This is a genomic window from Microbispora sp. CL1-1 (assembly GCF_012034195.1).
Lineage (GTDB): Bacteria > Actinomycetota > Actinomycetes > Streptosporangiales > Streptosporangiaceae > Microbispora.
In genome coordinates, this window is sequence record NZ_JAATEK010000039.1 from 1 (window position 1) to 22,467 (window position 22,467).

Annotated in this window: 22 protein-coding genes; 12 read left to right on the top strand and 10 right to left on the bottom strand. The window is 71.5% G+C overall.

Annotated elements, in window-relative coordinates:
* Window positions 1–127: 127 nt before the first annotated feature.
* The gene (locus tag HCK04_RS32000) at window positions 128–427 is read right to left on the bottom strand and encodes a hypothetical protein (RefSeq protein WP_142651107.1); all 300 of its coding nucleotides are present in this window, start codon (window positions 425–427) and stop codon (window positions 128–130) included.
* 666 nt (window positions 428–1,093) lie between these two features.
* On the opposite strand from HCK04_RS32000, the gene HCK04_RS32005 reads away from it, so the two are divergent.
* From HCK04_RS32005 to HCK04_RS32015, 3 genes are all read left to right on the top strand, one after another.
* Window positions 1,094–1,633: a GNAT family N-acetyltransferase gene (locus HCK04_RS32005; RefSeq protein ID WP_142651109.1), complete on the top strand. Its 540-nt coding sequence runs from the start codon at window positions 1,094–1,096 to the stop codon at window positions 1,631–1,633.
* Window positions 1,634–1,873: 240 nt separating this feature from the next.
* Window positions 1,874–2,440 (top strand): thioredoxin domain-containing protein, encoded by a 567-nt coding sequence (locus tag HCK04_RS32010; RefSeq protein WP_168066438.1) that lies wholly within the window; start codon window positions 1,874–1,876, stop codon window positions 2,438–2,440.
* Between the two features lie 113 nt (window positions 2,441–2,553).
* Window positions 2,554–3,015 carry a hypothetical protein gene (locus HCK04_RS32015; RefSeq protein WP_142651111.1) on the top strand — a complete coding sequence of 154 codons (462 nt, stop codon included), beginning with the start codon at window positions 2,554–2,556 and terminating at the stop codon, window positions 3,013–3,015.
* Between the two features lie 36 nt (window positions 3,016–3,051).
* Here the strand turns inward: HCK04_RS32015 and HCK04_RS32020 are convergent, their stop codons facing one another.
* Window positions 3,052–3,507 carry an ArsI/CadI family heavy metal resistance metalloenzyme gene (locus tag HCK04_RS32020; protein WP_142651112.1) on the bottom strand — a complete coding sequence of 152 codons (456 nt, stop codon included), beginning with the start codon at window positions 3,505–3,507 and terminating at the stop codon, window positions 3,052–3,054.
* A 106-nt stretch (window positions 3,508–3,613) separates the two neighbouring features.
* Between HCK04_RS32020 and HCK04_RS32025 the strand changes: the two genes are divergently transcribed.
* Window positions 3,614–3,997, top strand: a complete 384-nt coding sequence (locus HCK04_RS32025) for a metalloregulator ArsR/SmtB family transcription factor (protein WP_142651113.1) — start codon at window positions 3,614–3,616, stop codon at window positions 3,995–3,997.
* 30 nt (window positions 3,998–4,027) lie between these two features.
* On the top strand, window positions 4,028–5,269 hold the full coding sequence (gene arsM / locus HCK04_RS32030; RefSeq protein WP_142651114.1) for an arsenite methyltransferase: 1,242 nt from the start codon (window positions 4,028–4,030) through the stop codon (window positions 5,267–5,269).
* A gap of 93 nt (window positions 5,270–5,362) precedes the next feature.
* Here the strand turns inward: arsM and HCK04_RS32035 are convergent, their stop codons facing one another.
* The 4 genes from HCK04_RS32035 to HCK04_RS32050 all read right to left on the bottom strand — a co-directional run bounded on the left by HCK04_RS32035 (window position 5,363) and on the right by HCK04_RS32050 (window position 7,792).
* Window positions 5,363–6,094 carry an rRNA methyltransferase gene (locus HCK04_RS32035; RefSeq protein ID WP_142651115.1) on the bottom strand — a complete coding sequence of 244 codons (732 nt, stop codon included), beginning with the start codon at window positions 6,092–6,094 and terminating at the stop codon, window positions 5,363–5,365.
* Window positions 6,091–6,237, bottom strand: coding sequence for a hypothetical protein (locus HCK04_RS44405; RefSeq protein WP_168066440.1), 147 nt, complete (start codon window positions 6,235–6,237; stop codon window positions 6,091–6,093). Before HCK04_RS44405 ends, HCK04_RS32035 begins: the two co-directional genes overlap by 4 nt.
* Window positions 6,238–6,304: 67 nt before the next feature.
* The gene (locus HCK04_RS32045; protein WP_142651116.1) at window positions 6,305–6,937 is read right to left on the bottom strand and encodes a DUF1707 domain-containing protein; all 633 of its coding nucleotides are present in this window, start codon (window positions 6,935–6,937) and stop codon (window positions 6,305–6,307) included.
* A gap of 213 nt (window positions 6,938–7,150) precedes the next feature.
* Entirely contained in the window at window positions 7,151–7,792 is a 642-nt protein-coding gene (locus HCK04_RS32050) for an NAD(P)H-dependent oxidoreductase (RefSeq protein WP_142651117.1), read from the bottom strand.
* An 83-nt stretch (window positions 7,793–7,875) separates the two neighbouring features.
* Between HCK04_RS32050 and HCK04_RS32055 the strand changes: the two genes are divergently transcribed.
* The 6 genes from HCK04_RS32055 to HCK04_RS32080 all read left to right on the top strand — a co-directional run bounded on the left by HCK04_RS32055 (window position 7,876) and on the right by HCK04_RS32080 (window position 15,104).
* Window positions 7,876–8,439, top strand: a complete 564-nt coding sequence (locus tag HCK04_RS32055; protein WP_142651118.1) for a MarR family winged helix-turn-helix transcriptional regulator — start codon at window positions 7,876–7,878, stop codon at window positions 8,437–8,439.
* 75 nt (window positions 8,440–8,514) lie between these two features.
* Complete coding sequence (locus tag HCK04_RS32060; protein WP_142651119.1) at window positions 8,515–9,072, top strand: MarR family transcriptional regulator; 558 nt, start codon at window positions 8,515–8,517, stop codon at window positions 9,070–9,072.
* On the top strand, window positions 9,069–9,455 hold the full coding sequence (locus HCK04_RS32065) for a hypothetical protein (RefSeq protein ID WP_142651120.1): 387 nt from the start codon (window positions 9,069–9,071) through the stop codon (window positions 9,453–9,455). Before HCK04_RS32060 ends, HCK04_RS32065 begins: the two co-directional genes overlap by 4 nt.
* A gap of 85 nt (window positions 9,456–9,540) precedes the next feature.
* A complete protein-coding gene (locus HCK04_RS32070) occupies window positions 9,541–12,807 on the top strand; it encodes a BTAD domain-containing putative transcriptional regulator (protein WP_142651121.1) in 3,267 nt (1,088 codons plus the stop codon).
* Window positions 12,808–12,859: 52 nt separating this feature from the next.
* Complete coding sequence (locus tag HCK04_RS32075) at window positions 12,860–13,840, top strand: pyridoxamine 5'-phosphate oxidase family protein (RefSeq protein WP_142651122.1); 981 nt, start codon at window positions 12,860–12,862, stop codon at window positions 13,838–13,840.
* A 22-nt stretch (window positions 13,841–13,862) separates the two neighbouring features.
* Complete coding sequence (locus HCK04_RS32080) at window positions 13,863–15,104, top strand: MFS transporter (protein WP_142651123.1); 1,242 nt, start codon at window positions 13,863–13,865, stop codon at window positions 15,102–15,104.
* Between the two features lie 28 nt (window positions 15,105–15,132).
* Here HCK04_RS32080 and HCK04_RS32085 read toward each other — a convergent pair whose 3' ends face one another.
* The 4 genes from HCK04_RS32085 to HCK04_RS44410 all read right to left on the bottom strand — a co-directional run bounded on the left by HCK04_RS32085 (window position 15,133) and on the right by HCK04_RS44410 (window position 20,386).
* Complete coding sequence (locus tag HCK04_RS32085) at window positions 15,133–16,674, bottom strand: FAD-dependent monooxygenase (protein ID WP_142651124.1); 1,542 nt, start codon at window positions 16,672–16,674, stop codon at window positions 15,133–15,135.
* A 336-nt stretch (window positions 16,675–17,010) separates the two neighbouring features.
* Entirely contained in the window at window positions 17,011–17,640 is a 630-nt protein-coding gene (locus HCK04_RS32090) for a TetR family transcriptional regulator (RefSeq protein WP_142651125.1), read from the bottom strand.
* A gap of 92 nt (window positions 17,641–17,732) precedes the next feature.
* Window positions 17,733–17,954 (bottom strand): EF-hand domain-containing protein, encoded by a 222-nt coding sequence (locus tag HCK04_RS32095; RefSeq protein WP_142651126.1) that lies wholly within the window; start codon window positions 17,952–17,954, stop codon window positions 17,733–17,735.
* A 77-nt stretch (window positions 17,955–18,031) separates the two neighbouring features.
* Window positions 18,032–20,386 (bottom strand): GH1 family beta-glucosidase, encoded by a 2,355-nt coding sequence (locus tag HCK04_RS44410; protein ID WP_142651127.1) that lies wholly within the window; start codon window positions 20,384–20,386, stop codon window positions 18,032–18,034.
* A 144-nt stretch (window positions 20,387–20,530) separates the two neighbouring features.
* Here HCK04_RS44410 and HCK04_RS32105 point away from each other — a divergent pair, with 144 nt between their 5' ends.
* A complete protein-coding gene (locus HCK04_RS32105; RefSeq protein WP_142651128.1) occupies window positions 20,531–22,405 on the top strand; it encodes a glycosyltransferase family 2 protein in 1,875 nt (624 codons plus the stop codon).
* Window positions 22,406–22,467: the final 62 nt, after the last annotated feature.

Here is a 22,467-nt window from a genome sequence, read left to right on the forward strand (position 1 = left end):
TGTGTCTCGTGCTCGGAAGCAGGATGTTCTGCTCACCACCGCTGACATTCGCCTTGTGAAATTCATCCGGCGCAAGGAGAAGGGGAAGCCTTCCGAGTGAAATCGACAGCGGTGCTCTTCTCCGGGATCAGTACAGGCGCACCCCTGCTCGAAATCGCCACCCCATGATTCCCAGTCTCGCCATAGGTAAGAGCCTGGAGATGGGGGTCTGCCGGGCATCTTCGGGATAGGCGAAGGCATAGCCCACCGCGGTGAGCCGCTCCACGATGACGTCCACGTTGGCCGCGACGCGTCTCATGGTCTCTCGCGCGACCTCTTCGGCGTCCTCGTGAAGCGCATCGGGAACGCCATCGGGGCCGTACGCACGAAGCTCGTCCCAGACGGCGAAGCATTCGCCGGCGCGGTATCTCACACTCCATGACGTCATGATCGGCGATGATATCCAGGCATGGCCCAATGCTCGGCTCGGCCGCCGACGGGCTGTATCAGGCGAATGAACGGGCTGGTCGCCGGGCCAGGTTGTTTCTGCCCGGCGACCAGGGAACCCGGGCCGGCTGAATCCGGTCGGGGCCGTGGAGAGATTTATGGGACGCTGTAAAGGAACCAGAAGTTATACTGGTATTCGCAGTGGTACCAGTCCCACAAGTGGTTCTGGACGCCGTAGTCCCCGTACCGATAGCAGTCGGACGAGTAGTAGTAGACGTTGCGAAGCGTATCGGCGTGTGCGGGGACGGCGGTCGCGGTGACCGCCAGCCCACTGACCAAAGCGCCGGCGACGGCTAAAGCTCTGAGTTTCCGCACTTAATCTCCTGACCGTGGATGTCGTGCCGAACTTCCACTGCGAAGCATTGCAGCGCGGGTGATATCGGTATAGGTCGCGTTGTTCGTCGCCGTTCTCCTGCGAGGTGACCTGCGGCTTTATCGGGCACGTGCTGAAACTTTCCCAGAGGATTTTCGGAGGTGCCCGGTGTCGTTGAAGCAGACGAGGGCGGGAGGCCGGTCGGTGCCGTACGCGGGAGCTGTCCCGGGGGCTGCGGAACCTGCTCAAAACGCGAGGACGTGAGGATTGGATGCGCCCGGTTAGGTTGGTCGGGTGGCGATCTATGACGCTCTGCCGGCGGAGTTGGTGACCGAGCGGCTCCGGCTGCGGCGGTGGATGCCGTCGGATGCCGAGGAGTATCGCGGGTTGTGGCTTGAGCGGGATGCGCGAGCGCTACGGCGGATCGACGCCGAGGGGCGCCCGACGGTCGAGGACATGCGCGGCCGGCTCGTCGACAACCCGCTGATGGCGGATCGAGGGCTCGGATTGCTGCCGATCGAGCTGCGAGACACCGGTGAGTTCATCGGGTACTGCGGATTGACCGTCGGCCAGGCGTCTTTCGACGAACCCGAGATCGCCTATGAGCTGGCACGACGAGCGCACGGCCATGGGTACGCGACAGAGGCCGCGCGTGCGATCGTCGAAGCCGCGACGCGTACGGGGCGGCGACGGCTCTGGGCGACCGTACGGGAGTGGAACGCCCCCTCGTTCCGCGTCCTCGAGAAGCTCGGTTTCCACTGGAGCGGCCGCATCACCGAGGACGCCGAACGCGGCAACACGATCTGGATGACGCGCGTACTCCAACCGAGGTAGAGAAACGGATCCCGCTGGGTGATCTCGCCAGCGCATGTCGTGGTGGTCTCCCGCAAACAGGGTGGAGCCATATGCGCATAGATCACTAGAGTTGCCGCTTCGGCACTTGTTGAGATCTTGAAGGTGTGTATGGCTCCGCGTCCGCAGCGGCTTCTCAGGTTCTTTGTTGCTTTTGCATGTTCGGCGGTGGTGGCAGGGTGCGGCACGCCTGAAACGCCTGCCGCGGCTCCACCTGCCGGCGTGCCTGCCGCCCTCGTCGACCGCCTGGTCACGTTGGAGCAGGATGGCACCGTCCGCATAGCTCAGCTCGATGTGGCGGGTCCCACGATGGAGATCTACGAGGACTACCAGTGCCCGGTGTGCCTGGAGTTCGAGCAGGGCGACAACGGCGCGTTCGTGCGGGAATTGGCCGTCAAAGGCGAGATAGCCGTCATGATCCACCCGATGACCATCTTCCAGGACGACATGCCGATCACTCGGGAGAACTCCCGACGGGCTCTGATCGCCTCACTTTGCGTCCGGGACCCGAGCAAATGGCTGAGATATCACGACGAGCTGTACGCCCACCAGCCGGACGAGTTACAGAAGGGCGGGTTCCCCAACGAGCAGCTCGTGCAGCTCGCGAGCAAGGTCGGCATTCCGGCCGAGGAGTTCGCCGAGTGTCTCACGTCTCCGGAGACCGCGAAGCGGGCCGACGACGTCACCGCCTTGGGCTTCAGCAGAGGAGTGGAAGGCACTCCCACGATCCGATATCAGGGCCAGGATCTCGATTGGTCGATCAACTGGCGTGAGACGGGGCAGGGATGACATTCCGTCCACGATGAGGGCGGGCTTTGGTGAAGGCGCTCCCGCCGCCGCGGCTCGCGACGGCGGAGCTGTGGTGATGACAGTCAGCCCGGTTCCTGGCACTCTGCCCGATCATGGGAGTCCTCTACGACTATTTCAGGGCGGCCACGGACGGCGAGGCCGTGGACGTCTTCGACTGGCCGGCCGGTCCCACCTGCCCGCCTCCCGGCGTGGAGCCGAAGGACAGCGCCGAACTCAAGAACATCGACCCGCACGTGATGATGGGAACTCTCGAAGCGCTGCTCACCGGCGGCCGATACGAGGACATCACCGCGCGGCCCCGGCACTCCGCCCCGCTGAGATTCAGCGAGGACGGAGGGCAGGGAGTCATGACCGTCACCGACGAGTTCACCTCGGCACTCGCCGCCACCACCGATGACCGGATCCGCGCCGTAGCGCAGCCCTGGTCCGAGACGGAGGAGTTCTGGGGCCACGCGGACCCGGCCGACCTCGCAGAGCTCCTCCACGACCTGCGCGATCTCGCGGTACGGGCCACCCGGCACCGGCACCACCTGTACTGCTGGATGTCTCTCTGACGCCACACGGACAGGCAGGACCGTCGTCGATCCCGCCTAGCAGCAGGACTTGTCCGTGCTCGCCGTCTCGTTCTGGGCATCGTCCGTGGCGCAGCAGACGGGGTCGGCCTGCTTGGTGAGGCTGTCGGCGTCGGCCTTGACCACGTACACCTCCCAGGGCTCGTTGCCGGGACCGTGGACCCACACCTTGTCCTGCAGGGCGTAGCAGCAGGTGGTGTCGTTCTCCTCGAAGGTCGCGAGGCCGGCCTCCTTCAGGCGTTCGGTCGCGGCGGTGACCTGGGCGGTGTCCTCGACCTCGACGCCGAGGTGGTCCATCCGGGTCGGCTCGCCCGCCTCGCCCTCCAGCAGGACGAGCTTGAGCGGGGGCTCGGCGATGGCGAAGTTGGCGTACCCGGGCCGCCGCTTGGCGGGCTCGACGCCGAACAGCTTGGAGTAGAACGCGATCGAGCCTTCGAGGTCGGCGACGCGCAGAGCGAGTTGGACGCGGGACATGGGTGTCCTCCTATAGCGGCCGGACTGACTGCTTGCTTCGATGAACTTCTAATCAATGGATACCCGGAGTTTGTGGCTCTGCATAGACCTGTGTCAAATTAGAGACATGTCGAAGCATGAGCTGCCGATCATCGACGCGGGCGTGCCCGATGCGGCCTGCTGCGCGCCGCTGGCGTGCGCGCCGTTGTCGGAGAGCGAGGCCGCCGAGCTGGCGCCGCTGTTCAAGGCGATCGCCGACCCCGTACGGCTGCGCCTGCTGTCGCTGATCGCCTGCCACGAGGGCGGCGAGACCTGCGTGTGCGACCTGACGGCGGCCTTCGACCTGACCCCGCCCACGATCAGCCACCACCTCAAGGTGCTCAAGCAGGCCGGGCTGATCGACTCAGAACGCCGGGGTACCTGGGTGTACTACTGGATCAAGCCCGTGGTCCTGGCCCGCATGTCGGCGCTGATCGGCCCGGCGTCGCCCGCCCTCGCCGGTACGGCCTGACCACGGGCACCATCAAAGATGGAGAGGCTCATGTCCGAGAACGTGGAAGAGGTCAGAGCCGGCGTCGTCGCCCGCTACGGCGAACTGGCCAGAGCCGCGCAGGCGGGCGAGCGGGTCGTCGAGCCGCAGGAGGTCACCGGCGGATGCTTCGGCGCGGCCGGCTACGACGACACCACCGGCCTGCCCGACGGAGCCCTCCGGGCCAGCCTCGGCTGCGGCAACCCGGTCGCCGTCGCCGATCTCCAGCCCGGCGAGACCGTCCTCGACCTGGGATCGGGCGGCGGCATCGACGTCCTGCTGTCGGCCCGCAGGGTCGGCCCGACCGGCAAGGCGTACGGCCTGGACGCCACCCCCGAGATGATCGAGCTGGCCAAGGCCAACGCCGCCGAGGCCGGGGCGGCCAACGTCGAGTTCCTGCACGGCCACATCGAAGACGTCCCGCTTCCCGATGACAGCGTGGACGTCGTCATCTCCAACTGCGTCATCAACCTGTCCGCCGACAAACCCCGGGTGCTCGCCGAGGCCTTCCGCGTCCTCAGGCCCGGCGGCAGGCTCGGTGTCTCCGACGTCATCGCCGACGACGGGCTCGACCCCGCCCAGCGTGCCGAGGCCGAACGCCTCGTCGGCTGCACCGTCGGCACCCTCACCGAATCCGAGTATCGCGCCCTGCTCGCGAAGGCCGGGTTCACCACGTACACGATCACGCGCACGCACGCCGCGGCCGGGGGGCTCCACTCGGCGATCATCCGGGCGGCCACGCCCGCGGCGCCGTCCGGCGTGACCATCCGTCCGATGCGGGAGAGCGACGCGGCGCGGGTGCTCGCGATCTACCAGGCCGGTCTCGATGGGGGGAACGCCAGCTTCGAGACCACGGCGCCGGACTGGCGGGCGTTCGACGCCGCGAAGCTGCCGCTTCACCGGCACGTCGCCGTGGACACCGCCAGCGGGGAGGTCGTCGGCTGGATCGCGGTCAGCGCCGTCTCGTCCCGCTGTGTGTACGCCGGGGTGGTCGAGCACTCCGTGTATGTCCACCCAGACCACGGCGGCCGGGGAATCGGGCCGGCGCTCCTGAACGCGCTCATCCAGTCGACCGAGACCGCGGGCATCTGGACCATCCAGTCGGGCGTCTTCCCCGAGAACACCGCCAGCCTGCGCCTCCACGAGAAGGCCGGCTTCCGCGTCGTCGGCACCCGCCACCGCATCGGCCGCCACCACGGCCGCTGGCGCGACGTCGTCTTCATCGAACGCCGCAGCAGCGCCACTGGCCTGTGACCTACCGTCCAGGCCGTGGGACACGGCCGAGCCGGCCGAACTGATCCGCCGGAGGTGGGCGACCGCCGGGATCGCGTAGCCGGCTCCGTCGCCTCAGGGTTCGGGCCGCAGGAGGGCGACCGTTCTGGTGCCGATCTTGAAGGACCCGCACGTACGCAGGCGGTCGGTGCGCGGCGCCTTCCGTCCGCGGACCGCCACCGCGATCACCGCGTTCTCGCCGAGCACCGAGCCGAGGGTGTCGAGCATGCCGACGACCCCGTCCGCGCCGTTGGGGCCGTGCCAGGACGTCTGCTCGCCATAGGGCACGTCGGTGATGACCACGTCCGGCGGGCGTACGGAGAGGAAACGGCGGAGCCGGCCGGCGTCGAAAACGTCGGCCTGATACACGGCGTTGGGCAGGTCACCGCCGTCGCCGCTGAGCGTGTCCGCGAGCCGGTGCGCCGCCTCGGCCGCCGTGGTGTGGGAGGCGCGGCCCCAGCGCGCGGCCTGTTCGCCGAGATGGGCGGCACGTGCCATCAGCCCGGCGCGCGTCAGCAGGGCCAGGTTCCGCTCGGCCAGCTCGACGGCGGCCGGATCGATGTCGGAGGCCAGCGCGGCCGAGATCCGGCGTCGGTGCAGCAGCCCGATCACGGTCAGCAGATAGCCGCTGCCGCAGCACGGATCCCACACCGTGGCGTTGCCGCCGCCTCGCAGCGCCATCGCGCGCTGGAACATCTCGCTGGCCAGCCGTACGGGGAAGGCGGGGAACCCCGGAGCCGAGTGCAGCACCGCGCCGCCGGCCAGATCGGCGTAGTCCGCCCGGACGGTCGCGTGCCGGTAGGTCACGGCGCGAGGCCGAACTGCGCGGGCCGGTCGCCTGCACCGCTGACAATCCGTCGCCGGTCCCCGGTGGCGTCGCCGGCCGGGTCCGTCGCCCCCACCTCGGCGCATCCGTACGCGACATGCCAGTCGATGTCATGGATTGTCACGTTTTAGGACGCTATCAGTGCCGTCCACCCATTTTTTGAGAGCTCCTCGCGGGGCCTCCTGGAGAGGTCAGCGGTCGCGGTGGCGGCGGAACCTGCCGCTGACTCCGCCGAACAGCGCCATGCCCTTGATCACGATCACCGGCGCCGACGGGTCGGCGTCCGGGCTGTTGTGCACGTCGTAGCCGCCGAAGATGCCGACGCCCTCGCAGCGCACCTCGACCCCCTCCGGGAGGATGATCTCGGCACCGCCGAAGATGGCGTTGACGGTGATCTCGACCTCCTTCGCCTCGAACACGGCCTCGGACAGGTCGAACTTGATGCCGCCGAAGACGGCCAGCGCCGTGGTCTTCCGCCGTACCCGCCAGCGGCCCTTGCGCTCGGCGCCGCCGAAGATGGCGACGACGTTGTCGGGCTGGGTGCTCTCGCCCGGCGCGTAGGAGATGGCGCTGGCGCCCGCCGTGAAGGACGCCGGGCTCGTGGCGGAGCGGTGCCGCTCGACCTGGAGATCCTGGGTGAGGAGCTCGAGCTCTCCCACGGTCTTGGCCTGATAGAGGCTGTCGAGCCGCTCGGAGTATTCGTCGTGGCTCAGCTGACCCGTGCTCAGGGCCTCGCCGAGCAGGGCGGCGACCTGGTCCCTGTTCTGGTCCGAGGCGCGCAGGTGAGACGTGGGGGAGTCCCGACGCTGAGGGGCATTTTCCATGCTGGTCACGATAGTTCTCATTCGGCCCGGCAGGGAGTTCGTCCCGCTTCGAAATGTTCCTGTAGCCGGCCGTCGAGGGAGCGGGTGAACGCCGGTCGCCCGCGCTTTCGATGGCGAAGGCCCCTTCCCTCGCCCGGGAAGGGGCCTTCGCCGGTCGAAGCCGGTCGAATGCCGGTCGAATGCCGGTCGAATGCCGGAGTCCTGCCGGAGTCCTTATGCGGCGACGGGGGCCCAGAGGCCGTCGATCGCCTGCTCCGCTGCCGCGAGGCTCTTTTCCGCCAGCGGAATCAGCTCGGCCATCGCCGGTGTGACGTGGGCGAGGGTGAGCTCGGCCGTGATGAAGCGCGGCTCCAGGCCCGTCATGGACAGGCCGTGCGGCAGCCACGGCTCCGCGTGGTCCCATCCCTCGCGGGGGGTTCCCGGCTGGTAGCCGCCGCCACGGCTCGCGAGGACCAGGAACTCGCGCCCGCCCAGCAGGCCCTGGTTCGTCGTCGGGTCGTACGACAGCCCGGGGGCGATGAGGTGGTCGACCCAGGACTTGACGCTGCTCGGCGGCCCGTAGTTGTAGAGCGGGAGCCCGAGCACGATCGTGTCGGCCTGCTTCACCTCGCCGACCAGCTCTTCCGTCAACCTCCACGAGGCCGCCTGCGCAGGAGTGTGCTGCTCCGGCGGGACCACCCGGGCAAGGCCGCTCTCCTGGTCGAGATGCGGGAGCGGGCTGCTGCCCAGGTCGCGGTAGGCGACCGTACCCCCGGGATGCGCGGCGCGCCAGGCGGCGACGGCCCGCGCGGTGAGCTTGCGGCTGACCGAACGCTCGCCCTGGATGCTCGCGTCGATGTGCAACAGATGAGGCATCTCTTAACCTTTCGAAGATGGTTGACGTAGGACCAATGATTAGCTCTCTGTCTATCGCAGGTCAAGTCGGCTAGAGTTGATTCATGACGTCCCCGCCCGTCGTCGAACAGATCGGACAACCCGAACAGCCCAGACGGCCTGAACAACCGGTGCACCGGTGCGGTGCGCTGCTCGAACACCTCGCGCGGCGTCTGCGTCTGCGTTCCGAGTCGGTGCTCGCGCCGCTCGGCCTGCGTCCCCGCCATCTCGTCGCCCTCACGGTGCTGCGGGCCCGGGGCGGCAGCACCCAGCAGGCGCTCGCGAGCACGCTGGAGATGGACGGGACTAACGTCGTCGGGCTGCTCAACGACCTCGAAGCCGAGAAGCTGATCGAGCGCCGGCGGTCGCCGGAGGATCGCCGCAGGCACATCGTCGAGCTCACCGAAGCCGGGGCGGAGCGGCTCGCGAAGGCCGAATGCGCGCTGGCGGCGGTCGAGGACGAGGTGCTCGGCGCGCTCGACCACGACCAGCGCGAGACCCTCTTCGGCCTGCTCCAGCAGGTGGCCACCCGCGGCGTGGAGGCGGCCTGCGTGGAGGCGGACACCGGCAGTGTGGAAGCGGCCTGTGTGGCGGAGGCGGCCGCCGACGACGAGGTCCCACCCCGCTGAACCCCGGGCCGCCGGCCTGCCTTTCCCGCAGTGTGTCGCCAAATCTGGAAGTACGTACTAATCTATGTTCTTACTATGAAGGACGTAGATTCCTATGAGCACGATCCCGACGGCTTCCTCTTCGACCCACGGGCCAGAGCGGCGATGGCGTGGATCGCCGGTGACGACGGTGATCTGCCCGCGTTCGAGGCGAGCGCGGCGGTCCGCACCGCGTCTCACGCGGTCGAGCGCCTCCGCTCCCATGGCTCCGAGGGCAGAGGACTCAGCGCGGGCGCTCTCGACCTGCTGATCCGGCTCGCCGCGCGCGAGCAGGGGATCAGCATCGGCGAGCTCGCGCGGGCCGCCGGGGTCAGCTCCCGCAACGTCACCGGCCTGGTGGACACCCTCGAACGCGACGGGCTGGTCCGCAGGGTGCCCGACCCGGGCGACCGGCGTTCGGTCCTCGCCGAGATCACCCCGGCCGGCCGGACATGGATCGAGGACTTCCGCAGACCATCGCAACTCGCCATGAAGGCGCTGTTCCAGGGGTTCACGCCCGAGGAGCTGGTCGTCCTGCGTGATCTGTGCCTGCGCCTGGCCGTCAACCAGCAGCGCCTCTCCGCCCACCTCCGTCAGATCGGAACCCGCCCATGACCACCCTGGAACAGACGCGCCGCGCCGTACGCGGGTATCACGAGGCCCGATTCCGCGGGGACGCGACCGCCGCCGCGGCGCATCTGGGGGAGCCCTTCCGGTTCGAGAGCCCGTTCTTCGCCTCCGGCGACCGGGCCGGGCATCTGGCGACGCTGCCGGGGTTCGTGTCGATCGTGACGGGGGTGGACCTCATCAGTGAGCTGTACGGCGACGCCGAGGCGACGCTCGTCTACGACGTGCACACCGCGACGCCGGCCGGTACGCAGCGCACCGCCGAGCATTTCCGCCTGGACGACGGCAAGATCGTTTCGATCATGCTGGTGTTCGACGCGTCGCCCTGGCAGCCGATGCGGGCGGAGATCGAGCCGAGCTCCGCGAAGTGAACCCGCGGGGCCCCGGGCACGAAGGGCCCCCACGGGCGTCCAGGAGCCGCTGGACCGGTTCACGCCCTCTCCCTAGCATTGGCCCGTGCGGCTGAACGTCCTCGGTCCGATGGAACTCGTCGTGGCCGGGCAGGCCGTCCCGGCCGGGCCGCCGAAGCAGCGAGCGCTCCTGGCCCTCCTCGTGATGAACGCCGATCGGGTGCTCCCGGTGGACGTGCTGGCCGACCGGCTCTGGGACGGCGGCCCGCCCGCGAGCGCGCAGGGCAGCCTCCAGGTGTACGTCTCCAACCTGCGCCGCCGCCTGGAACCCGGCAGGAAGGCAGGCGCACCGGCCACGGTCCTGGTCAGCGCGGCGGACGGGTACGGCCTGATGACCGCCGGGATCGACCTCGACACGCGGGACTTCGACCGCCTCGTGTCCACAGGATCGAGGCATCTGGGCGAGGGACGGCACGAGCGGGCGGTCGCCGTGCTCACCGAGGCGCTCGGTCTGTGGCGGGGCGACGCGTACGCCGACGTGCGGTCCGAGGAGTGGGCGCGGCCCGAGATCGCCCGGCTGGAGCAACTGCGGCTCGACGCGGTCGAGGGGCTGGCGGGGGCGCTGCTGGAGCTGGGCCGCCACACGGACGTGGTCGCCCGGCTCGAACCGTTCGTGCACGATCACCCGCTGCGGGAGCGAGCCTGGGAACTGCTCGCGCTTGCCCATTATCGGTCGGGCCGCCAGGCGGCGGCGCTGGAGTGCCTGCGCAGGGTGCGCGAGGTGCTGGCGGACGAGCTGGGCATCGACCCCGGGCCCCGGCTGCGCGAGCTGGAGACCGCCGTGCTGCGCCAGGACGCCGCGCTGACCGCGGCGGCACGGCCCGTCGCGCTGCCCCCGAGGCGGCCCGCCCCCGGGCGGCCCGTGGACGACGAGCCGTTCGTGGGACGCGAGAGCGCGCTGGAGTTCCTGGCCGGTGCCGTGCGGGCGGCGTCCACGGCCCGGCAGGTCGTGCTCGTCGACGGCGAGCCCGGGGTCGGCAAGACGAGCCTGCTCAGGAGGTTCCGCGCGACCGCCGGCGTCCCGGTGGGGTGGGGAGCGAGCCCCGGCCACGAGACGGCGCCCGCCCTGTGGCCGTGGGAGCAGGTGCTGCGCGATCTCGCGGACGCGGTGCCCGGGGCCGTGCTGCCCGAGGAGGTCCGCACGTTCCTGTCGGGCGGGGTCGAGGCGATCCCGGCGTACGACGCGCAGGGGGCGCGGCTGCGGTTCTTCGAGGCGGTGTCGGCGTTCCTGGCCGATCTCGGCCCGGTCGCCGTCGTCCTGGAGGACGTCCACGCGGCCGATGACGCGACGCTGCGCCTGCTGGTCCACGTCGCGTCCGTCGCGCGGCCGGGCCTGCTGGTCGTGGCCAGCTTCCGGCGGCACGAGGCATCGGCGCTGACCGCCACCCTGTCGGCGCTGTCGCGGCTCGGCGCGCGCAGGCTGGGGCTCGACGGGCTCGCGGCCGAGGAGGTGCGCGCCCTCGTGCTGGAGCTGTCCGGCCGTGACCCGGGCAGCCGGAAGGCCGAGGAGCTGCGCGGACGCACCGGAGGCAACCCCTTCTTCCTCACCGAGCTGGCCCGGGCGGGCGAGGAGCTGCCGCAGGGCGTGCTCGACGTCGTGCTGCACCGGGTGGCCGGGCTGGGCGAGGAGACGGCGGCCCTGCTGGAGCTGGCCGCGGTCGCGGGCGACGAGTTCGAGGCGCGGGTCATGGCCGAGGTCGCCGGGCGCGACCTGGGCGACCTGGTGCCGTCGCTGGACGCGGCGCTGGCGGCCGGTCTGCTCCGTGAGTCGGGCACACGCCTGGGCGGATACGCGTTCGCGCACGCCCTGGTGACCGACGCGTTGCTGTCGCGCCGCTCCCGCCTCTGGCGTGCGGGCGTGCACGCGCGGCTGGCCGGGGTGCTCACCCGGGTGTACGGAGACCGGGACGACCAGGCGGCGGCCATCGCGCGGCACTGGCTGGCGGCGGCCGGGCTGGGCCCGGAGCCGGCCCGCATGGCGATGGACTACGCCGCACGCGCCGCACGTGCGGCCATGCGCAGGCACGCGCTCGACGATGCGGCCGCATCCTGGCAGGAGGCGCTGGCGGCGGCCGAGCTCGCCGGGGCCGGGGCGGCCGAGCGGTTCGAGCTCGCGGCGGGCCTGGCCGAGAGCCGCTACGCCGCCGGGCGATACGACGAGGGCTACGAGGCGATCGGCCAGGCGCTGGCCCTCGCGGGAGACGACCCGGAGCGGGCCGTCCGGGCCGCCGACATCGCGATGGGGCATGGTGTCTGGGTCCCCTTCCGGCACGACCTGGACGTGCGGGTCCTGCGGGAGTCGATGGACCGCGCCGTGCGCGAGCTGCCGGAAGACACCCCCGCCTGGGCGTCCGCGCAGGCCGTACGGGCCGTGGTGCTGGCGCAGACCGGCGGCGAGGACCAGATCGACCGGGTCTCGTCGCAGGCCGTGGCGGCGGCCGAGCGGCTGGGCGACCCCGCGCTGCTGCGGCGCGTGCTCCACCTGCGGCTGCTCGCCATGCAGGGGCAGGACTTCATGGACCGGAAGGCCGAGACCGCGCGGCGCCTGCTGGCGGAGCCGGATCTGTCGCCCCAGCTCAGGGTGATCGCACAGCTCCACCTCGTCGCCCATCTCGTCGAGCACTGCCGGGTGGCGCAGGCGCGCGAGCTGCTGACGGAGACCGACGCCCTGCTGCGCGACCTGCACAACCCGGCGCTGGCGCTGCAGGCGGCGATCGCGCACGTGGGGCTCGACCTGTTCCAGGGAGTGCCCGACCCGGCCCGCCATTTCGAGCCGGTCAGGGCGACGTTGTCCCTCTCCGACCTCGCGTACTTCGAGGTGGCCATGCTCACCGTGCGGGCCGAGACGCTGATCCAGGAGGACCGCCTCGTCGCGGAGGTGGCCTGGATCGAGGAGATGCATCGCCGTACGGGCCTGGCGGGGTTCGCCTACGTCCTGGCCTGCGCGCTCGCGGACCTGGGCGAGCGTGACCGGGCCCTGCGGCTCCTGCGGGAGACCCCGCTGCCGCCGCGCGACTACCAATGGGCCACGGCCACCATGTGCCGGCTGCACGCGGCGATCCGGCTCGGCGAGCCGGACGTCGTGCGGGAGGTCTACGACGCGTTCCGTCCCTTCGCCGGCCTGCTGCACGTGAACGGCTCCTGTACCACGGTCGACGGGGCGTACGACGGCCACCTCGGCGAGGCGCTGCTGGCGCTGGGGGATCGCGCGGGAGCGCGGGCCCATCTGCGCGAGGCGGTGCGCGTCCTGGAGGAGGCGGGCGCCGGCTACTGGCTGTCAAGGGCCCGACAAGCCCTCGACAAGTGCTCATAAGGGGGAAAAAGCGCACGCTTCACGTGCGAAACCGATCCCTTGGAGTCATGCCATGGTCACCCTGACCACCTGGCCGCGCGAGGCGGCCGAGCTGTTCGAGCGCGCCGTCGTCTGCGAGTACGCCTCGCTCACCCGCGACGGGCGGCCCGTCACCTGGCCGGTCACACCGTACGTCGGCGCGGGCGGCACGCTCGACGTGAGCACCGGCCTCACCTATCCCGACAAGGCGGAGCGGGCCCGCCGCGACCCGCGCGTCGCGCTGCTCTACTCCTCCGCCGTGGGCAGCGGCCTCGACCGGCCGCCCGTCGTCCTCGTGCAGGGCCGGGCCGCCGTACGCGACGCCGACCTGCAGGCCAACACCGACAGGTACGTCCGGGAGTCCCTGGCCAAGACGGGCTCCGGGTTCGCCGGGATGCCGTGGTTCCTGACGAAGCGGCTGGCCTGGTATTTCGCCCGCGTCTACGTGGAGGTGACCCCGGAGCGCATCGTCTGGTGGCCCGAGGGCGACCTGTCCCGGACGCCGGAGGTGTGGACCCGGCCCGGTCCGGCGGCCGCGCCCGTCTCCGACCCCGCCCCGGACGGCCCCCGGCTGCCGAGCCGGTCCGTCGCGCCGGCGGACTGGCGGCCCTTCGCCGGCCGCGCGGCCCGCCTCGGCGAGCCCGTCGTCACCATGGCCGGCGGCATGCCGCTGCCCGTGCGCACCCGATCGGCCGTACGCACAGAGGAGGGCTTCGACCTGCTGCTGCCCGCGGGTGTGGACGCCGTCGCGGGGCCGGTGTGCCTCACCTTCCACCGGCACGGCCCGGCGATGGAGTGGCAGGAGAACGTGGTGCTCGTCGGGACAGCGACGGGGACGGGCGACCGGTTGAGCGTACGGGTCGAGCGGGCCCTGAACGACTGGAGCCTCGCGGGGAGCGGTCGAGAGCGGTTCCGGTCGTTCGCCGGGCAGGGCCGGATGCTGAGCAAGCGTCTGCGCGCCGAGGCCGCACGCCGCGGCCAGCCCGTGCCCGTGGTCCGCCGTCCGCGCGCCTGACGACGTACGGCAGCATGGTCGGGTGCCAGATGGACCATCACTGTGGCGTGACCGGAACTTCACCGTGTTCTGGGCATCCCAGACGCTGTCGGTCGCGGGGGACTCGTTCGCCCTCATCGCCGTACCCCTGCTCGTGCTGCACGTGACCGGATCGGTCGCGCAGATGGGCCTGCTGACCGGTGTGGCGAGCGCCGCGTCGGTGGTGGCGGGGATCTTCGCCGGGGTGCTGGTCGACCGGCTCGACCGCAGGCGCCTGCTGATCTGGTGCGACGTGGCGCGGATGGCCCTGTATGGCGTCGTCCCGGTCGCCTGGGCCTTCGGGCCGAAAATCTGGCTGCTCTACGTGGTCCTGCCGCTCAGCGAGGCGATCGGCATGGTCTTCCAGGTCGCGTACGTCACGGCGGTGCGGGGCCTGGTCGACGCGGACCGGATCACCGAGGCCAACGGGCGGCTGAGCGCCACTGCCGCCGCGGCCGGGATCGGCGGGCCGCTGCTCGCGGGAGTGGTGGCGGGCTGGTTCGGGCCCACGGCCGCGATCGCGATCAACGCGGCCAGCTTCGGGGTCTCGGCGCTCGGCGTCCTGCTGATCAGGCTCAGGCGGCAGCCCGCGCCGTCAGCGGAGGAAGCGGACGAAGCGGCGCGGGGGCCCTGGCACGAGCTGCTCGCCGGGGCCCGCTTCCTGTGGCGGCAGCCGGTGCTGCGTGCCCTGACCGTCCTGCTGTCGTTCTTCATCTTCCTGACGCTCGGGCTGACCGACGTGCTGATCTATCACCTCAAGCACGACCTCGGCCAGTCGGACGGCGCCGTGGGCGTGGTGCTCGCGGCCGCCGGGCTGGGCACCGTCGCCGGCTCGCTCCTCGTCGGTCCCGTACGCCGCCGGATGGGGTTCGGTGCGTCGTGGATCGGGGCGATCGCGGTCGCCGGGCTCGCCATCATGGGGCTCGGCGTGTCCACCGGCGTCCCGGTGGCCGGGGTGACGGCCGCCGCCTATCTCGCCTGCGTCAGCGTGGCCGGGATCTGCTCGATGTCGCTGCGCCAGCAGGTCACCCCCGACCATCTGCTCGGCAGGGTCACCTCGGCCTTCTGGATGACCCACTACGCGCTGGGCCCGGCCGGGGCGGCCGTGCTGACCTGGGGCGCGCAGCACCACGGGGTCGAGGTGGTCTGCCTGCTGGCGGGGGCGGCCTGCCTGCTGATCGCGGTCGCCGCGTTCTTCACGCCCATCCGCCAGCAGAACCCGGAGCTGTCGGCCGCCACCGGCTGACGGCCGACCTGCAGCGACGCCTGACCTTTCAGCGAGCGGGGCCGAAGGCGGAGGCCAGGGCCGTACGCAGGGTGTCGAGCTCCTTCGCGTCGGGCCGGAGGGAGTCCGACGCCCAGGCCACGTAGCAGTCGGGACGCAGCAGCAGCCCGGTCGGGACGCCTTCCCGGCTCGTCGTCGCGGTGACCAGGTCGACGTGGTCGCGCCGGCCGTCGAGGGCACCAGCGAGCGTGCCGTCCGGCGTCAGATCGATGAGCAGCGGCCGGGCGGTCCTGGTCAGCTCGGCCAGCCGTACGGAGCCGGTCTCCGTCTCCAGCACGAGGTCGGGGGCCGGACGGCCGGTCAGGGGGTGGGTTCCTTCGAGGTCATACCTGATGTCCGCGCCGGACATCATGTCCGCGATGTGCTTGATGGTCCGCTCGTCGCGCAGCAGCTCGCCGAACAGCACGCGCAGCGCGGTGACCTCCGGCCCGGGGGCGATGAGCGCCGCCTGCGCCTGGGTGTGCATGACCACGCGCTCCGCGGCCGGGCGCCGCTCGGTCCCGTACGTGTCGAGCAGGCCGGGCGGGGCCCAGCCGCGGATCTCGGCGGCCAGCTTCCAGCCGAGGTTGACCGCGTCCTGGAGGCCCAGGTTGAGGCCGGGGCCGCCGATCGCACTGTGGACATGCGCGGCGTCGCCCAGCAGCAGCACCCGGCCGTCCCGGAAGCGCTCGGCCAGGCGGGTGTTGCCGCCGTTGAGGCGGCGCAGCAGGTGGGGCCCCGCGCCCTCGGGCGGCCCGAACGGCAGGTCGGCGCCACCGAGGACCCGGCGGGCGCTCTCCCGCAGCTCGTCCAGGCTCATCGGCTGGTCGCCGCCGTCCCCGTGCCACTCCGTCGTGCTGACGAGCGTCTTGGTGGGGAACGGCGCGAACGCGAACATTCCGTGCTCGGTGCGGTGGTGCATGAACGGGGGGATCGGTCCGTAGCCCGGCACGTTCAGCCCGCCGGTGGCGGGATCGATCAGCTCGGCGGGCACGGTGACATGCGCGGTGCGGGAGACCGAGTCGTCCCTGGTCACCCCGGGGAAGCCGATGGCGCACAGCTTGCGGGTGACGCTGCGCCCGCCGTCCGCGCCGACGAGATAGCGGGCTCGCAGCCGGTAGGGCCCCTCGGGGCCGGCGATCTCCGCGGTGACGCCGTCCTCGTCCTGGGAGAGGCCGGTCAGCTCGTGTCCCCGGCGGATCTCCACACCGAGTTCGCGGGCGCGCTCCTCGAGGATCTGCTCAAGGCGCTTCTGCGGCACCTGCAGCGTGTAGAGCGAGTTGTCGTCGAGCCTGCCCAGGTCGAGGGGCATCGCGCCGAACACGAAGCCCGGGCTCGGCCGGGGCGGCTCGGTGCCGCCGCTCAGGCGTTCGTACAGGCCGCGCCGGTCGAGAACGCGTACGACCTGGCCGACGAGCCCGTTGGCCCGGTCCTCCTTGGCCTGTCCGTTCAGGCGTTCCAGCACGATCGGCCGCACTCCGGCCAGGCTCAGCTCGCAGGCGAGCATCAGCCCGTTCGGTCCGGCTCCGGCGATCACGACGTCGGTGGTCATGGCGGTCCTCCTTGGGATTCGGCGGGCGTGACGAATGAAAGGCATGGCGAATGGAAGACATGGCGGTTTCGGGGCATGGCGGTTTCGGGGCACGGCGGTGGCGGGGCACGGCGGTGGCGGGGCGTGGCGGTTTCGGGGTACGGCGAACTCGCGGTGTGGCGACTTCGCGGCATGGCTGATGACGGGACGGCGCCGGGCGCGTACGGCGTCCGCGTCAGGGCGTGAAGGGCCGGGTGGCGTGCCGGCGCGGCACGTCACAGCGCGGTACGGAGGGTCCTTGTGTCAGGGCCCGGGGTTGTAACGAGGGGTCCGGGGTTTGTACGAGGTGCCCGGGGTTTATGTGAGAGGCTCGGGCAGTCCGGCGGAGAGCCGGTCGAGCGCGTCTTCGATGAGCGGTCTGACGGGCACCGGTGGATCGGCCCGCAGCCACTGGTCCATCGCCACCCGGATCGCGGCGCCTACCGCGCCCGCCACCAGGCGCGCATAGACGTCGCGGTCGACGTCGGTGCCGGTCCGTTCGGCGATCGCCGCGGCCAGCTCCTCCTCGGCGATCGCGTTGGCCTTGAGCATCTCGCCCAGCAGCGAGGGCTCATTGATCATCAGGCGGATGCCGGTCTGCCACTGCTGGTCCGGCTGTCCCTCGCCGTATTCCGCACCCAGGGAGAGCTGGGTGACGACGGCGTTCTTGATGGCCTTCCACAGAGGCTCCGGCGCCGGACGGCGGCGCAGCTCCTGTGCGATCAGACGGGCGCGGTCGAGGTGCCTGGCGGCGATCGCCTCGCCCTTGCTGGAGAAGTAGTTGTTGAAGGTCCGCGGGGCCACGCGCGCCTCCGCGGCGATGTCCTCGACGCGTACGTTCTCCAGCCCGCGCTCCGCGGCGAGCTTGATCGCCGCCCAGCTCAGTGCGATGCGCGTCTCCTGTTTCTTGCGCTCGCGCAGCCCCGGGCGCTCGTCTCCCCTGCTCACGAGAACACCATACAACTACTTGCGTGAGACGCAAAGATGCGTGAGGCGTATTTTTGCGGGAGGCGCACTTTTTCTGCGCTCGGTGAGGTGCCTCAGTCGCGCGCCCCGGTCAGGCGGATGAACTCCTCCAGGGAGAACCGGCCGTCGGCGTCCACGTCGGCGTCGCGGTCGAGCGCGCCGATCGCCTCCGGCGGCAGACCGGGAAAGTACGCCCGCAGCTCCGCCTCGGTGATGAAGCCGTCACCGTCGCCGTCGATCGCCTCGAATTCGCGCTTGAGGGTCTCGAACCGCTCGTGGCTGAGTTCGTTAGTCACCTGGACCTGCCTTCGCACCGGGGGACGACATCAGACAACCTATGCCGTACGGCGCGAAAGTTCGACGGCAGGTCCGGTCATGTCGAGGCGCGGACCACCAGGCGCGTGGGGAGGACGACAGAGCTGGTGTGGCGGCCGTCCAGGCGCGACAGGAGCAGCCGCGCCAGGGCCAGGGCCTGGTCCGCGGCGGGCACCCGCACGGTGGTGAGCGCCGGGGTCGTGCACGAGGCGGCGTGGATGTCGCCGAAGCCGACGACCGCCAGGTCTTCCGGCACCCGCAGCCCCCTCTCACGCGCCGCCTCCATCGCGCCGATCGCCAGCTCGTCGGAGGTCGCGAACACGGCATCCGGGGCCTGGCCGCCGGACAGCAGCTCGCGGGCGGCGGCGGCCCCCGATTCGCCGTCGAGGCCGGCGAGCGCGATCATCGGCCGCAGCCCGTCCTCGTGGAGCGTCGCCAGGTGCCCGTTGAGCCGGTCCTGTACGGCGACGAGGTCCATCGGGCCGCAGACCACGCCGATCCGACGGCGGCCCCGGTCGAGCAGGTGCCGGGTGGCCGCCCTCGCGCCGCCCGCGTTGTCCACATCCACGTGCGGCACCAGGGAGGCGATCGCGGGCTTGCCGAGCAGCACGACCGGCACCCCGGTGCGGGCGAGCCGTTCGGTGAGCGTGTCCGGGCCGTCCGGGGGGACGAGCACGACCCCGTCGACCTGCCGCGCCTCCACGTGCCGGACGATGCGCCGGTGGCTTTCGGCCGTGTCGGCGAGCATCAGCGTGATCTGCTTGCCTGCCCCTTCGAGGACGCTGGTGACGTACTGGACGACGGCAGAGATCAGCGCCTCGCCGCCGTGCCGGGGCACCGACAGGACGAGCGCGACCGAGTCGGTCCGCCGGGTGACCAGGCTCCTGGCGGCGGCGTTGGGCACGTAGCCCAGCTCCTGGACCGCGCGCAGCACGGTGGCCCGCACGTCGGGGCTGACCCGCGCCTCCCCGTTCACCACCCGCGAGACCGTGGCCCGGGAGACGCCCGCGCGGGCGGCGACGGTTTCGAGCGTGGGCCGCTTCGGCCGCTCCGCCCCGAGCCCGTTGCGCTTGATGACGTCGCGATACCACAGCGCGCTGTCCTTGAGCAGCCGCCGCTGCGTGGTGAAGTCGACGTGGACGATGCCGAACTTGCGCCGGTAGCCGTCCGCCCATTCGACGCAGTCGAGCAGCGACCAGAGCAGATAGCCGCGCACCCGGGCGCCCTCGTCGATCGAGGCCCGCAGGGCGCGCAGGTGCTCCTCGATGAAGCTGATCCGGTCGACGTCGTGGATGCCGTCGGCGGTGACGACGTCCTCGAAGTCCGCGCCGTTCTCCGTGATCATCAGCTCGGTCTCGGGATACTCCTCCGACAGGCGCCGCAGGAGCACGGAAAGGGCGCTCGGCATGATGGGCCAGCCCATCGCGGTGACGGCCGTGGGCACGCTGCAGAACAGCACGCCCTCGCTGCCCGGGAAGGCAGGGTCGGCCGGGGCGCTGGGCTGGGCCTGCACCGCGATGGGCGCGTAGTAGTTGACGCCGAGCAGGTCGATGGGCCGGCCGATGAGGTCGAGGTCTTCGTCGTGGATGTGGCCGAGCCCGGCGGCCTTCTCGACCAGCGGCAGCAGCTCGGCGGGATAGCGGCCGCGCAGCACCGGCTCGAGGAACTGGCGGTTGTGCAGGGCGTCGATCCGCGCCACCGCCTCGGCGTCCTCCTCGGGGATGCCGGTGGACATGTCCCCGAGCTGCGCGGGGGTGAGGACGGGCGAGAGGTTGAGCACGACGCCGGCCCGCGCGGCGCCCCGCGCGCGCAGCGCCTCCAGGCCAAGCCCGTGCGCGAGCAGCATGTGGTGGGCGCTGACGAAGGCGTCGGCCGCCGACCGCAGGCCGGGGGCGTGCACTCCCGAGGCGTGGCCGAGAAAGGCGGCGACCCACGGCTCGTTGAACGTGAACCAGGTGTCCACGCGGTCGCCGATCCTGTCGGACACGACCTGGGCGTAGTCGGCGAAGCGGCGGGCGGTGTCCCGTGCGGTCCATCCCCCGGCGTCCTGCAGCGCCTGCGGCAGATCCCAGTGATACAGCGTCGCGTACGGCGCGATGCCCGCCCTGAGCAGCTCGTCCACGAGCCTGTCGTAGAAGTCGAGCCCCGCGCCGTTGACGCGGCCGTGCCCCTCGGGCAGCACGCGCGGCCAGCTGACCGAGAACCGGTAGGCCGAGAGGCCGAGGTCCTGCATCAGCCGTACGTCCTCCGCATGGCGCGCGTAGTGGTCGCAGGCCGGGTCGCCGTACGCCCCGCCCGGGAAGGCGTCCCAGATGGAGGGGCCCCGGCCGTCGAGGTCGGTGGCGCCCTCGATCTGGAACGCGGACGTGGACACTCCCCAGACGAAACCCTCTGGGAACAACGCGGTACGCATCTACGCGAAACCCCCGGTGACTCGGTGAGCGCTCAGTTTCCCGCGTCGCGGCCGGGCTCGCTACTCCGTCGCGGAGAACGCGATGCAGTGCCCGGCGCGGCGGAGACGGAGGTGGGGCGGGTCGTCGGCACATAATGAAGTGCGATGGATACGGGGAGTGGCCAACGCGTCGATCGGGGGATCGACGTCAGCGTCGTCGTCCCGGCGTACAACCGCCGGGCGTCGCTCGACCGTTGCCTCACCTCGTTGCTCGTGCAGCGGGTCGCCAAGGAGATCGTCGTGGTCGACGGCGGTTCGCGCGACGGCACCCGCGCGCTGCTCGGCCTCTACGCCGCCCACCACCCGCGCGTGATCACCGTGATCCAGGACGCCCAGCCCGGCACGCCCGGCGGCGCCCGCAACCGCGGGCTCGAACGGGCATCCGGCCGCTACGTCTTCTTCTGCGACGCGGGGGACCATCTCGCGCCCGACGCGCTGGCCCGCCTCGTCGCCGTGGCCGACCGGAACGGCGCCGACGTCGTCGTGGGCAGGATCGCCGGCGCCCGCCAGGGGCTGCGGGAGAGCGCCGACAGGGCCTCCTTAACCGCGGTCTATGACGATCTGTCCTGTTTCAAGCTCTTCCGCCGGGACTTCCTGGAGCGGCACGCCATCCGGTTCGACGAGACGCAGCGGCGTGGCGAGGACATGACCTTCGCCGTCCACGCGTACTGCCATGCACGGGTGATCTCGGTGGTCGCGGACGGGGACTGCTATTACGCGGAAGGGCGCTCCGCGGAGGGCGGGGGCGAGGCGTCCGCGCGGGACCCGCTCGGCTGGCTGCGCGTGGTCCGCACGCCCATCGAGGTCATGGCGCGGCACGTGCCGCCCGGCGCGCTGCGCGACCGCCTGCTCCTGCGGCACCTGCGCCGCGACGTGCTCGCCCAGCTCGGGGTGCCGTTCCTGGCGGCCTGCGAGGCCGAGCGCGAGAAGATCGCCGTCGAGGTGGCCGACATCTGCGGCCAGTGGCTGACGCCGGGCGTGCGCGCCGGTCTCGACGGCGTCGACGCCGCCCGCGTCGCCGCGCTCGACGACCCCGACCGGCTCGTACGGCTCGCGCTCGTCGAGGCCGCGCCGCTGCGGCATCGGCTGACCGGCGTCGAGTGGCGGGGCGACCGCCTGGTGATCGAAGGATGGGCCGCCCTCGGCGACATGGACGGCCTGCCGGGCGGCCGGTCGGACGGCCGGTCGGACGGTCTGCCGGGCGACATGGGGTTGACCGGTGCTGTGGGCGTGGTCTTGCGCGAGCGCGCGTCGCGCCAGGAGCGTGTGCCGTTCGTGACCCACGGCGCGACCGGCGCCTCTTTCACCGCCGTGCTCGACGTGGCGGCGCTGCCGCCCGGAGTGTGGGACGTCCACGTGGCCGTCGAGTGCGAGGGGGCGCGCAGGCTCGCCAGGCTCGGCTCCCGCCGCGAACCCGGCGTCGGCGTTCCGGCCGCCCACATGGTGGGCGGGGTCGTCGCGGTGCCCTTCCTCACCCGGTCCCACGGCCATCTCGGCCTCGACCTCGGGGGGCACGTCGTGCGGGTCCCCGCAGTCGTACGGCTCACGCGGACGCGGTGGCGGGGCAGGCGGCTGCGCGTGGAGGGCAGGGCGCTGGTGGGCGAGGAGGCCGCCGCCGCGGCCGTACGGCAGGTGATCTGGCGTGAACGGGCGTCCGGACGCGAACACCGTGAGCGGGCCGTGGCGGCCGGGCCGCGGGAGTTCGCGGCCGAGACCGCCGGCCTGCGGCCCGGCACCTGGGACGCCTACCTCGAACTCGGCCTCGGCGGACCTCCGGTGCGCTTCCCGGTCAAGGTCGCCGAGGCCGACGCGCTGGACCGGCCCCTGCGGTGGTGGCGCGGCGCGCTGAGAGGGGGAGTGGCGCAGTGGACCATCCGGCCGTACGCCACGGCGGTCAACCGGCGGCTCAGCGTGTCGGTGCGGGTGGTGACCCCGTTGACCGTGGTCAGGCGGATGGCCAGGCACCTGCGGCAGCGCTAATTGCGAATTATTTGCAACTACAACCTCGTGCTCTAAAGTGGGAGGAGATTCGTCCGTATCGA